This window comes from Cupriavidus sp. 05T42, assembly GCF_056396345.1.
Map to the genome: position 1 here is coordinate 275,886 of NZ_JBFTLH010000001.1, position 13,396 is coordinate 289,281.

Annotated in this window: 13 protein-coding genes; 11 read left to right on the forward strand and 2 right to left on the reverse strand. The window is 66.4% G+C overall.

All coding sequences use genetic code 11. The annotated features are described in order from the left end of the window. Window positions 1–55 precede the first annotated feature (55 nt). Window positions 56–1,849: an IlvD/Edd family dehydratase gene (locus AC1EJR_RS01190; RefSeq protein WP_255370783.1), complete on the forward strand. Its 1,794-nt coding sequence runs from the start codon at window positions 56–58 to the stop codon at window positions 1,847–1,849. Window positions 1,850–1,867: 18 nt separating this feature from the next. Here AC1EJR_RS01190 and AC1EJR_RS01195 read toward each other — a convergent pair whose 3' ends face one another. Further along, entirely contained in the window at window positions 1,868–2,749 is an 882-nt protein-coding gene (locus AC1EJR_RS01195; protein ID WP_149138440.1) for a LysR family transcriptional regulator, read from the reverse strand. Between the two features lie 94 nt (window positions 2,750–2,843). Here AC1EJR_RS01195 and AC1EJR_RS01200 point away from each other — a divergent pair, with 94 nt between their 5' ends. From AC1EJR_RS01200 to AC1EJR_RS01210, 3 genes are all read left to right on the forward strand, one after another. Next, window positions 2,844–3,800, forward strand: coding sequence for a dihydrodipicolinate synthase family protein (locus tag AC1EJR_RS01200; protein ID WP_092293818.1), 957 nt, complete (start codon window positions 2,844–2,846; stop codon window positions 3,798–3,800). A gap of 88 nt (window positions 3,801–3,888) precedes the next feature. Further along, complete coding sequence (locus AC1EJR_RS01205; protein WP_143093877.1) at window positions 3,889–4,170, forward strand: hypothetical protein; 282 nt, start codon at window positions 3,889–3,891, stop codon at window positions 4,168–4,170. Beyond that, window positions 4,167–4,844 (forward strand): LuxR C-terminal-related transcriptional regulator, encoded by a 678-nt coding sequence (locus AC1EJR_RS01210; protein WP_477146824.1) that lies wholly within the window; start codon window positions 4,167–4,169, stop codon window positions 4,842–4,844. The genes AC1EJR_RS01205 and AC1EJR_RS01210 overlap by 4 nt, the downstream gene beginning before the upstream one ends. On the opposite strand, the gene AC1EJR_RS01215 is transcribed toward AC1EJR_RS01210, so the two are convergent. Further along, window positions 4,841–5,497: a LuxR C-terminal-related transcriptional regulator gene (locus AC1EJR_RS01215; RefSeq protein ID WP_092294372.1), complete on the reverse strand. Its 657-nt coding sequence runs from the start codon at window positions 5,495–5,497 to the stop codon at window positions 4,841–4,843. The genes AC1EJR_RS01210 and AC1EJR_RS01215 overlap by 4 nt on opposite strands. 242 nt (window positions 5,498–5,739) lie before the next feature. Between AC1EJR_RS01215 and AC1EJR_RS01220 the strand changes: the two genes are divergently transcribed. From AC1EJR_RS01220 to AC1EJR_RS01250, 7 genes are all read left to right on the forward strand, one after another. Continuing rightward, complete coding sequence (locus AC1EJR_RS01220) at window positions 5,740–6,339, forward strand: TagK domain-containing protein (RefSeq protein ID WP_092293812.1); 600 nt, start codon at window positions 5,740–5,742, stop codon at window positions 6,337–6,339. Then, window positions 6,326–6,850 (forward strand): type VI secretion system baseplate subunit TssE, encoded by a 525-nt coding sequence (tssE, locus tag AC1EJR_RS01225; RefSeq protein ID WP_092293810.1) that lies wholly within the window; start codon window positions 6,326–6,328, stop codon window positions 6,848–6,850. The genes AC1EJR_RS01220 and tssE overlap by 14 nt, the downstream gene beginning before the upstream one ends. 1 nt (window position 6,851) lies before the next feature. Continuing rightward, the gene (gene tssF / locus AC1EJR_RS01230) at window positions 6,852–8,732 is read left to right on the forward strand and encodes a type VI secretion system baseplate subunit TssF (protein WP_477146825.1); all 1,881 of its coding nucleotides are present in this window, start codon (window positions 6,852–6,854) and stop codon (window positions 8,730–8,732) included. A gap of 4 nt (window positions 8,733–8,736) precedes the next feature. Next, a complete protein-coding gene (gene tssG, locus AC1EJR_RS01235; protein WP_255370782.1) occupies window positions 8,737–9,762 on the forward strand; it encodes a type VI secretion system baseplate subunit TssG in 1,026 nt (341 codons plus the stop codon). A gap of 20 nt (window positions 9,763–9,782) precedes the next feature. Beyond that, entirely contained in the window at window positions 9,783–10,853 is a 1,071-nt protein-coding gene (locus AC1EJR_RS01240) for a type VI secretion system protein TssA (protein WP_477110509.1), read from the forward strand. A gap of 87 nt (window positions 10,854–10,940) precedes the next feature. Then, window positions 10,941–11,978 (forward strand): fimbrial protein, encoded by a 1,038-nt coding sequence (locus tag AC1EJR_RS01245; protein ID WP_092293806.1) that lies wholly within the window; start codon window positions 10,941–10,943, stop codon window positions 11,976–11,978. Between the two features lie 25 nt (window positions 11,979–12,003). Continuing rightward, window positions 12,004–13,380, forward strand: coding sequence for a GlcNAc-transferase family protein (locus tag AC1EJR_RS01250; protein WP_092293804.1), 1,377 nt, complete (start codon window positions 12,004–12,006; stop codon window positions 13,378–13,380). The last annotated feature ends 16 nt before the right edge of the window (window positions 13,381–13,396 follow it).

Here is a 13,396-nt window from a genome sequence, read left to right on the forward strand (position 1 = left end):
CCGCCATCGCCGATTTCCGAATTCTTTTTGATTGTTGTTCGCACACGCCGCATCCATGACTCAGAAACCCAAGGACTCCTCCTCCCCCGAATCGACGGAATCGACCCCATCGACGGATTCGACCCAGGGCCAGCCCGGCGCCACCGGCTTGCGCAAGGGCCTGACCAACTATGGCGACCAGGGCTTCTCGCTGTTCCTGCGCAAGGCGTTTATCAAGGGCTCGGGCTATACGGACAGCGCGCTTGATCGACCGGTCATCGGCATTGCCGACACCGGGAGCGCGTACAACCCGTGCCACGGCAACATGCCGCAGCTGCTGGAGGCCGTGAAGCGCGGGATCATGCTCGCGGGCGGGCTGCCGATGGCCTTCCCGACCATCTCCGTGCACGAGAGCTTTGCCGCGCCGACCAGCATGTACCTGCGCAACCTGATGTCGATGGACACCGAGGAGATGATCCGCGCCCAGCCGATGGACGCGGTGGTGCTGATCGGCGGCTGCGACAAGACCGTGCCGGCCCAGCTGATGGGCGCCGCCTCGGCCGGCGTGCCGGCCATCCAGCTAGTGACCGGGGCGATGCTGACCGGCTCGCACCGCAGCGAGCGCGTGGGCGCGTGCACGGACTGCCGCCGCTACTGGGGCAAGTTCCGCGCGGGCGAGATCGACGCCGAGGAGACCGCCGACGTCAACAACCAGCTCGTGGCCAGCGTCGGCACCTGCTCAGTGATGGGCACGGCCAGCACCATGGCCTGCCTGACCGAGGCGATGGGCATGAGCCTGCCCGGCGCGGCCACGCCGCCCGCCGTGACGGCAGACCGCATCCGCATTGCCGAGCTGACCGGCGCGCGCGCGGTGCAGATGGCGCGCGAGCGGCTGACCATCGACCGCATCCTGACCCCGGCGGCATTCGAGAACGCGATGCGGGTGCTGCTGGCCATCGGCGGGTCGACCAACGGCATCGTCCATCTGGCGGCCATCGCCGGGCGCGTGGGGCTGGACATCGACATGCAGGCGCTGGACCGCATGGGCCGCGAGACCCCGGTGCTGCTCGACCTGAAGCCGAGCGGCCAGCACTATATGGAGGACTTCCACAAGGCCGGCGGCATGGCCACGCTGCTGCGCGAGCTGAAGCCGCTGCTGCGGCTGGACGCGCTGACAGTCACCGGCCGCACGCTGGGCGAGGAGATCGAGGCCGCCGGCCCCGGCTTCGCCCAGGACGTGGTGCGCACGATGGCCGCGCCGATCTATCCACAGGGCGGCATCGCCGTGCTGGCCGGCAACCTGGCGCCGGGCGGCGCCATCATCAAGCAGTCGGCCGCCGATGCCCGCTTGATGGAGCACGAGGGCCGTGTGGTGGTGTTCCAGGACTCGCAGGACCTCGTCGAGCGGATCGACTCGGATGACCTCGACGTGACGGCCGACGACATCCTCGTCCTGCGCAACATCGGCCCGAAAGGCGCGCCCGGCATGCCCGAGGCCGGCTATATCCCGATTCCGCGCAAGCTGGCCCGCGCCGGCGTGAAGGACATGGTGCGGATTTCGGACGGCCGCATGAGCGGCACCGCGTTCGGCACGGTGGTGCTCCATGTGACGCCCGAGGCTGCCGTGGGCGGCCCGCTGGCGCTGGTGCGCACCGGCGATCGTATCCGCCTGAGCGTGAGCCGGCGTGAGCTGAGCCTGCTGGTATCGGACGAGGAACTGGCGCAGCGGCGCGCGGCATCGGACTGGATCGAACCGAGCGCGCCGCGCGGCTACCTGAAGCTGTTCCTGCAGACGGTGACGCAGGCCGACCAGGGGGTGGATTTCGACTTCCTGCGCGCGGCGGAGACCCGTGGCAAGACGCCGGAGTAGGGGGGTGTCCGGGGGGTGTCAGGTCCGGGTGGTCCGGAACAGCGCGCGGGCCTCGTCGAGCAGGGCTTCGGCCAGCGAGGCGCGGGGCCCGTGCGTGGCCCATATCAGGCCCACGCGGCGCACCGGCGCGCGGTCCGGCAGCGGCAGGCGGGCGATCTTGAGCGGGCCGTCCCACATCGGCGCCCAATCCGGCACCAGCGCCACGCCGAGCCCTTCGCTCACCAGCGCGGCGATGACCATCAGGCCATCGACCTCGAGCCGCTGGTGCGGCCGGATATCGTGGTCGCGCAGGTAGCGGTCCGCGAGCTGCCCGCCCAGTACGGAGCGGTCGTAGCGGATGAACGGCTGCGTGGCCAGCAGCGCGTGCGGGTCCTGCCCGGCCAGCGCGGCGGGTGCGACGACCACCAGCGGTTCGGCGATGAATTCGGCCCACTGGTAGCCCTTGGCCACCGCGAACTGCGGCTCCACCACGATGGCGGCATCGAGTTCGCCGCGCACGAGGCTTTCGCACAATTCGATCGACCGGCCCGGCTTGACGAACAGGTTGACGTCCGGATGCCGCCGGTAGAGCTGGCCCAGCAGCGGCGGCACGATGCTGCCCATCGCCGTCACGAACGAGCCGAGCCGGAATTCGCCGAGCGAGGCGTCGCCGCTGGCCACGGTGCTCATGTCGCGCACATCGCGGATCACCTGCCGCGCGCGCTCCAGAATGCGGATGCCGGCCTCGGTCGGCACCACCGAGCGGCCAGCGCGCCGCACCAGGGGGACGCCAATCTCCTCCTCGAGCGCATGCAGCCGGGCCGCGATGGCGGCCGGCGTGAGGTCGAGCCGGCGCGCCGCTTCCGCGAGCGAGCCGACATCCACCACCGTCACGAAGCTTTGGAGAAATCTGACATCCATGCCGTGATGCTAACAAATCCCATGACCTTGAAGGGGGCGCCGCTTGGGGCTACCCTGACGCTCGCTTTCCCTGACTACCCCCCCAGGAGCCACCATGCCTTCCCCCGCTTTCACCGCGCTGACCGCTGACGCACGCGGCGTCTTCCCCATCGCCCCGACGCCGTTCTTCGACGATGGCACGATCGACATCGCCTCGATCGACCGCCTGACCGACTTCTACCTGGCCTGCGGCGCCACCGGCATCACCGTGCTGGGCCAGCTGGGCGAGGCGCCCAAGCTGGAGCACGCGGAATCCGTGGAGGTGGCCGCGCAGATGATCCGCCGGGCGGGCCGGCTGCCGGTGGTGGTGGGGGTGTCGGCGCCCGGGTTTGCCGCCATGCGCGCGCTGACCCGCGAGGTGATGGAGCGCGGCGCGGCCGGCGTGATGATCGCCCCGCCCAACACGCTGCGCACCGATGACCAGATCGTCGGCTATTACCGCCAGGCCGTGGAGGCCATCGGCGCCGACGTGCCGTTCGTGATCCAAGACTACCCGCTGACCTTCTCGGTGCAGATGACGCCCGGCGTGATCCGCCGCATCGTGCAGGAACTGCCTTCGTGCGTGATGCTCAAGCACGAGGACTGGCCCGGGCTGGAGAAGATCTCGACGCTGCGCGGCTTCGAGAAAGACGGTTCGATGCGCCATATCTCCATCCTCTGCGGCAACAACGGCCTGTTCCTCGACTACGAGATGGAGCGGGGCGCCGACGGCGCCAACACGGGCTACTGCTTCCCGGACATGCTCTGCGACGTGGTGCGCCTCTCCGCCGCCGGCCAGCGCGAGGCCGCGCACGACCTGTTCGATGCCCACCTGCCGCTGCTGCGCTACGAGCAGCAGCCCGGCGCGGGGCTGGCGGTGCGCAAGTACGTGATGATGCGGCGCGGCTTGCTGACCTCGGCCGCCCAGCGCAAGCCGGCGGCGGCGATGACGCCTACCGCCAGGTCGGAGGTCGACCATCTGCTGGTGCGTCTGGCACGGCACGACGCGCGCGCGGCTGCGGCGCTCGGCTGAAGCAGGCTTTCCCCAAGGATTCTCGGACTCGTCCTATATCGCTAAGCCGCATTGGTTGGTAATGTGACGCGATACGTGCCTGCCAGGCATGCCATTCGCATTTGCTCGTCGCAATCAATATGAAGCAGGATGGATTTACTTTGGGGATTCGGCAATGGGAGACAGGGCTAACCTGATGCGCACGCTCGTATCGTTCGCACTCCTGCGTGAGGCAGAGCGCAAGGTCTTCATCTCGCAGATGAACGAATTCCTGCTGGCCTCCCCGAAGATCCGGCAGCGCATCGTGGAAGAATGGCGCGAGCATGCCGAGGGCCACAGGAAGCCCACCGCCGGCCCAGCGGGGGATTGCAATACATCAGGCCTGTTATGAGTCGCTACGGTATCCGGGTCATCTTTGCCGATGACCATCCTGTGCTCACGCTTGCAAACCGCCATGTCGTCGCCGCCGTTCCCACCATTGCCTGTGTGGGCGACGCGCGCAATTCGACCGAACTCGTCGATCTGCTGCAGCGTACGCCCTGCGACGTGCTGGTCACGGACTACGCCATGCCCGGCGGCGAATACGGCGACGGGCGAACGCTGATCTCGTTCCTCACGCGCCGCTATCCGGCGCTCAAGCTCGTGGTCATKACCATGATGGACAACCCGATGGTGCTGCGCTCGCTGTTCAGCCAGCGCATCCACTGCGTCGTCAGCAAGTCCGACGACCCGGGCCACGTGGTGCCGGCCATCCATGCCGCATTCCGTGGGGATCGCTATGCCTCGCCGCGCGTGGAATCGCTGCTGGAGGCCTGGCCGGTCACCGAAGGCAGCGGCGACGACGCACGGCTGCGGGCACTCAGCCAGCGGGAACTCGAGGTGGTGCGCCTGTTCGTCTCCGGCATGACCGTCTCCGAGATCGCGGCCGTCCTGCGGCGGACCAAGCAGACCATCAGCACGCAAAAGCTCAACGCGATGCGCAAGCTCGGCATCGACCGTGACGGCGACCTGTACCGATACGCGAACGAGGTCGGGCTGGTGGCGAGCGTGTCGGGCGCGGCCTAGTGGCTAACGTCGTCAAGCAACGCGAGCGAGGCGGCACAGCGGATCAACTCCATGTCGTTCCGGAGCCCCAGTTTCTGCATGGCGCGGTTCTTCTGGGTGCTCACCGTCTGCTTCGCCTTGTGCGTCCTGGCGGCGATCTCGCTGATCGTCATCCCGGACACATAGAGCCGCACCACCTCCATCTCCCGCGCCGATAGCCCGCCGCCCGGCGCAGCGAGCAACCGGCCGATGGCTGGCGAAAGGTACGCCACACCGCGCCGGGCTTCGCGTATCGCCGTGACGATATGCCCCACTTCGTCGAACTTGCTGACGATGCCCGTCATGCCGCGCGCAAGAATGGCGCGGACTAGCACCGGGTTCTCCTGCGCCAGCAGCACGACGGCGGCAATGCTCGGATACGTGCGCCGCAGGTATCGCAATAACGCCATGCCATCCATGTCATCCCGGCCGCGCATCGAGTAATCGACGAGCACCACGTCGCATTCGAATGCACGCGACGACCGTTCGAACTCCTCGGCAGTCGCGTGAATGCCCACGAGTTCCAGCTGCGGAGACGTGCTGGTGATGTGCTCCACGCCGAGTCTGGCCAAGGGCCGGTCGCCCGCAAACACGACCCGGATGCGCTGACCTGACGCGAAGTTCAGTTGATGCATGGCGATGTGTGTCCGATATGGAAGGTCTGAAACGGCCGGATTGTAGAGGGCCGCGACGCGCTCGCACATCGGAATTCTCCGAGAAATGCGACCACTTCTCCTGATACGCCCCATGCGTCACTGGCGTGGCGTCGAAAGGCGCGCGAACGCATTGGAAAAATCGGACTAGTTCAATAGATTGCCCGGCGCCGGCTTGCTAGTCTTCGTTCTCTGGAAAACTCTTTCCAGCCTCGAACGGCGCCATGAACGAAACAGATGCAGCACGCGAGGAGGGCGCGGTGTCCATGTCCTCCGATTACAGCGACTTGGTCGCGTTGGCCATGGGCGGCGCGCAGGATGTGCCGCCGCTGCCGGATACCGCGCTGGTACGGCACGCTTCCGACGCCAGCCTGCCACTCGCCGACCTCGACGCCTCCGACGTGCTCGGGCAGCTTGCTGTCGAGTACCGCGAGGCGCTGATGTCCGTTGGGCAGGTGCCGAAGCGGCTCAAGCGCCTGGGAGCCGGGTGCGCGTCCGGTCCGCTTCCCCCCGATCCGCTTCGTCTGAATACGAAGGCGACCTCCGCCGTCTGCCTGTTCGACGATCTGCTTGGGCCGCGCCGCATCGACCGCGTGCTGGACAGCCTCGACAGCTTCGGCGCGCAGCAACTGTTTTCGCCGCCGCCCCGGCACGAGATCCTGAGACTCTTCGCTGCCCGCCATCAACAGACACGCCGCACAGGCCAGTTCGCGCTGCTGGCACGCCAGGAGCACCATGCATCGAGCATGGATAGCTGCCTCGCCATGCCGGATATCGCGGCCGACACGTCCGACGACACGGGAGAACGCCATGCCACCACGTGATGGCGGGTTCCGCAACGCGTACCTCCCCTCCCTGCTGGATCGCCTGCAGGACGATGCCCCGCAGCAACGCAGCGAGCCGGCCGAGGCCTACGCCCCGGACGAGCGCGGCATGCGTCGCATCATCCAGCGCGATCTGGGCCTGTTGCTGAATACCACCAACCTGAACGAGGAACTCGACGCCGAGGCCTACCCCGAGGTGGCGAACTCGGTCGTCAACTACGGCATTCCGCCGCTCTCCGGCGGGTTCGCCACGGAAATGACCTGGGAGCGGCTTGAGGAGCGGGTGCGTACCGCGATCGCCCGCTTCGAGCCCCGGCTGATTCCGGACACGGTACGGCTACGCCCGCTGCGCGACACTTCCGCACGGCGCTACAACAAGATGATGTTTGAAATCGAGGCGCTGATGCAGTGGACGCCCTATCCGCTCGAATTCCGCATCCAGAGCGTGTTCGACCTGGAACTGAGCAAGGTCTCGCTCCAATCGGGCCATACCCCGGGATCGGCAGGCTGACATGGATCCGAAGTTTCTCGAGTACTACAACCGCGAGCTGACCTACCTGCGCGAATCGGCAGGMGAGTTCGCCGCACAGCATCCGAAGATTGCGCGCCGGCTGGGCATGGAGGGCATCGAAGTCGCCGACCCCTATGTCGAGCGGATGATCGAGGCGTTCTGCTTCATGTCCGCCCGCACGCACCTGAAACTGGATGCGGAATTCCCGCGCTTCACCCAGCGGCTGCTTGAAGTCGTCTACCCGAACTACGTGGCGCCCACGCCTTCGATGGCGGTGGCGCGGCTGCATCCGAGCCTGCGCGAGGGCGAGTTCAGCCAGGGATTCAAGGTGGCACGCCATAGCGTCATGCGCTCCGCAGTCCCGCCCGGCKAGCAGACTGCGTGCGAGTTCCGCACCGGGCAGGACGTCACGCTCTGGCCGATCGAGATCGTCGATGCGCGGCTGACCGCCGTACCGCCAGATCTCCCGGAAACGGGGCATCTGCTCCGGCACCGCCAGTTGCGCGGCGCGCTGCGACTGCGGTTGCGTACGGTTGGCGACATTCGATTCAACGAGATCAAGGGGCTGGATCGGCTTCCGCTCTATATCGACGGCGACGAACGCATTGCTTCGCACTTGTTCGAGCTGATCCATGCGGGCGCGGTCGCGTCCGTGGTGCGGCCGGAGGGCGTCACCGATCATGTGCGATGCCATGTCGTGTCCAGGGCACCGGTCGCGTTCGAAGGCTTCGAGCCGGACCAGAGCCTGCTGCCGCTGCGCTGGAACAAGTTCAGCGGGCATAACCTGCTCCAGGAATACTTCTCTTGCCGGCAACGCTTCTACTTCTTCGTGCTGACGGATCTGGCGAAGGGCCTGTCGCGCGTGGACGGCAAGGAAGCGGAGATCGTGCTGCTGCTGGACCGTATGCCGGACGAACTGGGCGTGCATGTCGATGGCAGCCGCTTCCTGCTGTTCTGTACGCCAATCGTCAACTTGTTCCCCCGACGCACGGACCGTGTGGAGGTCGACCGCAGCCTGACGGATTTCCATCTAGTGGTCGATCGCGCACGTCCGCGTGACTACGAGGTCTACTCGGTCTCGCGCGTGTTTGGGCAGAGGGCGGAGACCTCGACGGAGATCCAGTTCAATCCGCTGTACCAGACCCTCCACAGCGACCTTGGCAACTATGGCCGGTACTTCTCGGTGCGGCGAGAGCAGCGCATGCTGTCCGGCGATGCCCGCAAGTACGGCACGCGCACGGCCTATATCGGCACGGAGGTGTTCCTGTCGCTGGTGGACCAGGCCGAAGCGCCATATGCCGACGATATCCGCTACCTGTCCGTGGAGGCGTGGGTGACTAACCGCGACCTGCCGCGCCTGATGCCGCGCGGCGTGGGCGGCCATCTGACCATGCCTGATGCGGTGCCGCTCGAGGCCGTCAGCCTCGTCCATGCGCCGAGCGCTCCGCGCGCACCCTACGCGAGCGACGAAGCCGCGTGGCGGCTGATCCGCCAGCTCAGCTTCAACTACATGCCGCTGTCGGAACTCGATCATGGCGAAGGCGCGCAGGCGCTGCGCAACATGTTGCGCCTCTTCGTGACCAGCAGCGAGCGCGAGCAGATCGCGCAAGTCGAGAGTCTGGTCGGCGCGAAGACCCAACCCGTGGTGAGCCGCCTGCCGGGCCATGGCCTGCTGGTGTACGGGCGCGGCGTACGCTGCGAGCTGACGGTGGACGAGAACGGCTTCTCCGGCGCCAGCCCGTACCTGTTCGGCCTGATCCTGGAGCACTATCTCGCGCGCCACGTGGCGATCAACGTCTTTTCGGAAACCGAACTGCACTCGATGCAGCGGGGCCTGATCACGCGCTGGGCGCCCCGGATGGGAGGTCGCGGTGCGGTATAGGGCCGTGGAAGCGTCCCCGAATGCGGCGTTGCAGCCGGATGCCCTGCGCGCATGGTTCGACCACGGCCGTCCGTGGAAGTCGGGCTTCATGAGCCTGATGCGCGCGATTGCCGCGCGCGACCGGAACCGTCCTGCGCCGGGGTCTGCCGACCTGCCGTCTCAGGAGACCTACCGCATCGGCCAGCGCCCGGTGCTCGCCTTCCCGCCACGGGAAGTCGCGTCGCTCGACACGCGGCACGGACGGCTCGACATCCGCCTATTCGGCCTGGGCATCTGGGGCCCGCAGGGTCCGCTGCCGCTGCATGTCACCGAGTTGGCGTATCACCGGTCCGTCGCGCTCCAGGACCGGACTCTCGAGCACTTCGCCGACCTGTTCCACCATCGCGCACTGTCGCTGTTCTATCGCGCCTGGGCTGCGGGCCAGTCCACCGCCGCACTCGACCGGCCTGACGAGGAGCGGTTCTCGTTCTACGTCGCCAGCCTGATGGGAACGGATCAGGACGAAGCGCGCCAGAGCTGCCTGCCTACCCACGCCCGTTACGGCGCGTCGGCGCACATTGTGCGCGAGGCCCGGAACCCTGAGGGCATCGCGGCCACGCTGTCGCAGTACTTCGATGTGCCGATTGCGGTCGAGGAGTACGTGCCGCACTGGATTCGCGTCGACGCGTCCGGCCATTGCCGGTTGGGGCTCCCGGGCGCTTCGTCCTTCATGGGCGAGGCGGCGATGCTCGGCGAGCAGATTGCTGACCGGCAGCACAAGTTCCGGCTTGTGATCGGCCCGCTCGACTTCCTCCACTACCAGCGGCTTGCGCCGCGTGGCGAAGACTTGCGCACACTGGTCGAATGGGTGCGTGCCTTCATCGGCTACGAGTACGACTGGGAGATCCAGTTGCTGATCAAGCCAGAAGAGGTGCCAGCGCCGCACGTGGACGGGCGTCAGCGGCTTGGGCACTCGATCTGGCTGGGCGAGTGCGACCCGGCGCAACCCGTGTCCGGCATGGTCTTCGAGCCGGAGGCCTACGCGGCATGACCGAGAACCTCCCCATGACAATGCAGAACCTGGCACCCGCCGCGACGTCGCGCTACGACGACCTGCTCGAACCGGTTTCGGACGCAGCCGCCTGTGGTGATGACCTGGAATACGATCCGGCCTTCATCATGCTACAGGCCGCTGTGGCGCCGTCGGCGCCCGTGCAATACGGTGACTTCGTCGAGACGCCAGCGTCGGTCAACTGGGCCGAGGCCGAGCGCGAGTGCGAAGCGCTGCTGGCCCGAACCAAGGATCTCCGCGTGGCCATCATCCTGCTGCGCGCCGCCGTGCGGCTGCGCGGCGCGGCAGGTCTGCGCGATGGGATGGTCTTCCTCCAGGCCCTGCTGGAACGATATGGCAGCCGTCTGCATCCGTTACCGTACTTCGACGGCGAGTGGGATCCCGTCACGTTCGCCAATGCGCTCGCCGCGCTGGCGGACGCGGAAGGTGCGCTGGCCGATGTGCGGGAGATTCCGCTACCCAAGGCGGCCGGCGCGCAGTTGCAGCTGCGCGATATCGAGAAAGCACTGGCGATGCCGCGCCAGAAGGACGCACTGGCGCCCGAAAGCGTGACGCGCATGCTCAAGGAGCTGGCCGCACGCGGCGAAGCGGTCGTGCTGGCGCTTGGCGAAGCCCACGGCCGGTTGGCGCAGATTGCTGCATGGGCCACGAGCGGACTGAAGGCCGACGCGCCCAACCTCGCCCCGCTTTCCCGACTGCTGCAGCCATTCAGCGAGATCGATCGGCTGGTCGAGCCCGCGCCAGCGGCACAGCCGCCGGCACCCGTGGCTGAGATGCAGGCTGGGCGAGCGAGCGCGCCCGACCTTCCCAACCCCGTTCCGCGTGCCACGACGCCGCCGCCACACGCCGCACCCACCGCCACCACCGTCCCCACCGCCCCGGCAATGGACCGATGGACCGCACTCGCCACCATACGGCAAGTGCGGGAGTGGTTCGAAGACAACGAGCCAAGCAGCCCCGTGACCGTGATGCTGCGCGAGGCGGAGCGCATGGTCGGCAAGCGGTTCTCCGAACTCGCTCAAAGCATTCCCCTCGACCTGCTGTCGAAGTGGGACGCCGTGGACAACTGAAATGGCCCCAACGGGCACTCCCATTAACGCATCGGACGACAAGCCGGTCAGCCGGCGGTGTCGCCCGCAATCTCGACAGGTACTGTGATGAAAGGCTATACCAAGGGCTTCGCCGCGTTGCTGGGGCTTGGGCTCCTGCTGCCGGCGGGTGGCGCAATGGCGGCATGTAGTCAGGTGACACAGGCGGACATCGATGAGTGGACCGCAAAGGGACTGCCGAACATCGATGTCATCCAGAGGGAAGTCAGCTTCCATGTGACGTTTCCCTCGGCGATTGAGGTCAGGCCAGATCTTGCAGTTGGCGAGACGTTCGGCAGCGGGGCGTCCGAGAGCTTGGGACGCAGCACGGCGCTATTGAATTGCGATTGGCGCTCGGGCGGACAGGTTCGCTATGCATTCGTGAGCGCGAAGCAGCAAACCGCCTTTCCGGGGGTGGTGGAATCCGGTCTCAAGGGGATCGGCATTCGCCTCAGCTACGTCCGAAGCTCGGGGACAGTCAGCACCTTTCCCTTCATCGTGAACTTTGGGCCGGCGGAACCCAATCAGCCGTACTTCCCGGGCTTCCGTTCAGGGCTGCGGATGGTGGTCGATTTTGTGAAGACAGGAGAGATGGACGCCTCGTCGACGTTCAGCGCCGCGAACATCGCCACGGTCGCCGGCGATGGTTCGGGCGGGCCGGTTATCCGGGTATCCAACGGTAGTACGCGGATCAACGTGTTGCCCAGTTGCAGCCCAAGTACACCCAGCCGAAATGTCGATTTCGGTACATTTGGTGCCAACAGTGTCTCGCAGATAACGGGGCCCACACGACCGATCAACTTTGAAGTGACATGCATCGGCCCCGCGTCGCCCAGATCGATCACGGCCAAGCTCACCGGCACCCCGGACACGGAAAATCATTCGCTGCTCAGGAATACCGGCGCGCAGCACCTCGGCATCCGGATCAAGGATCGCGATAGCGATACCGTGCTCAGGCCCAACGACAACGCCAGCGTCATCAACAAGCCAGGTAACACGAAGCTCTTCACATACAACCTCGATGCCACCGTGCTGCGAACCGGGACGCAGACGCCAACCGCTGGTCTGATCAATGCCACTGCCGTGTTCACCATGGCGGTCAACTGAAGGCGACGGTGAGGGCGGCAACGTGATGGAGGAGAGCATTTTCGTGCAGGTGGCGAGCTATCGGGATCCGCAACTGATCCCGACCTTGCACAGCCTGATCAGGCAGGCGTCGCGGCCGGAACGCCTGCGCGTGGTGGTGTGCTGGCAGCACGGCCTCGACGAGATGATCGGCAAGTTCTTCGCGCATGGCTTCTCGCATTGGCAAGTGGTGATGCATGAAGGGCTCACCGTGCATCGGCTTGTGCTGGCGGAGGCGACGGTTGAACTGATCGATGTGCCCGCCATGGAAAGCCAGGGCGCCTGCTGGGCGCGGAACCTGATCCAGCAGCAGTACGCCGGCGAAGCCTATACCTTGCAGATCGACTCTCACCATCGTTTCGTCCAGGGATGGGACAGGATGGCCATCGACATGCTCGAGTCGCTGCGCGATGAAAGCGAGAAACCGGTGCTGACTGCCTATCTGCCAGCTTTCGAGCCGGCGGACGATGACCCGTCGCGCCGCGGCCAGCATCCCACCTCCCTCATTTTCGACCGCTTCGTCGCGGCCGGGGCGCTGCTTGTGGCGTCGCGCCGGATGCCGGACTGGCAGGCGCAGACCAAACCGCTCAAGGCTCGCTTCTATAGCGCGCACTTTGCCTTTGCCGACGGGAATTTCTCGACGACTGTCCAGCATGATCCCGAGTACTTTTTTCACGGCGAGGAGATCTCGATTGCCGCGCGGGCCTTCACCCATGGGTATGACCTGTATCACCCGCATCGTGTGCTCGCCTGGCATGAGTACACGCGCGACTATCGCGCCAAGATGTGGGATGACCACACGCCCGAGAACCAGGCGCTTGGGCTGGTGAAGACTGCGTGGTTCGAGCGTGACAGACTCTCACAGGCGCGCAATCGCGCCCTGCTCGGCGTGGACGGCGCGAGCGCTGAGGGCACCGATTTCGGTCCGTATGGATTCGGACAAGTACGAACACTGGCTGAGTACGAGGCCTATGTGGGCGTCAGCTTCGATCGGCGCGCCGCCACGCCGGAAGCGTTGCGTGGCGATCCTCCCTCGCCCGGTGCGGCACATCCTGAAACTGACCTCGCACTCCTGCGCTGCTCCCATGACGTGGCCGTCGAACTCTATCTCGGCGACCTCGACAGCCTGTCTGGCTTGAAGCACATCGCGTTCACGGTGCTCGCGGCGGATGGCGGAACGCTCCACGACGACCTCCAGCCCGCCACGGGATTACCGCAGCTCCTCGCCGAGCACAACGGCTGGCTGTCCCGGCGACTCCTCTTCCAGTCCGGCGCCGACGGCACCCCGGTCCGCTACATCGCCAGATTCGTCAATGCAGACGACGTCACCGTGCACGAGCTGGCGCGCGACGTGCCGCCCTACGGCGCCCCCGCCTCGACCTGAACACCGCCCATCGGCG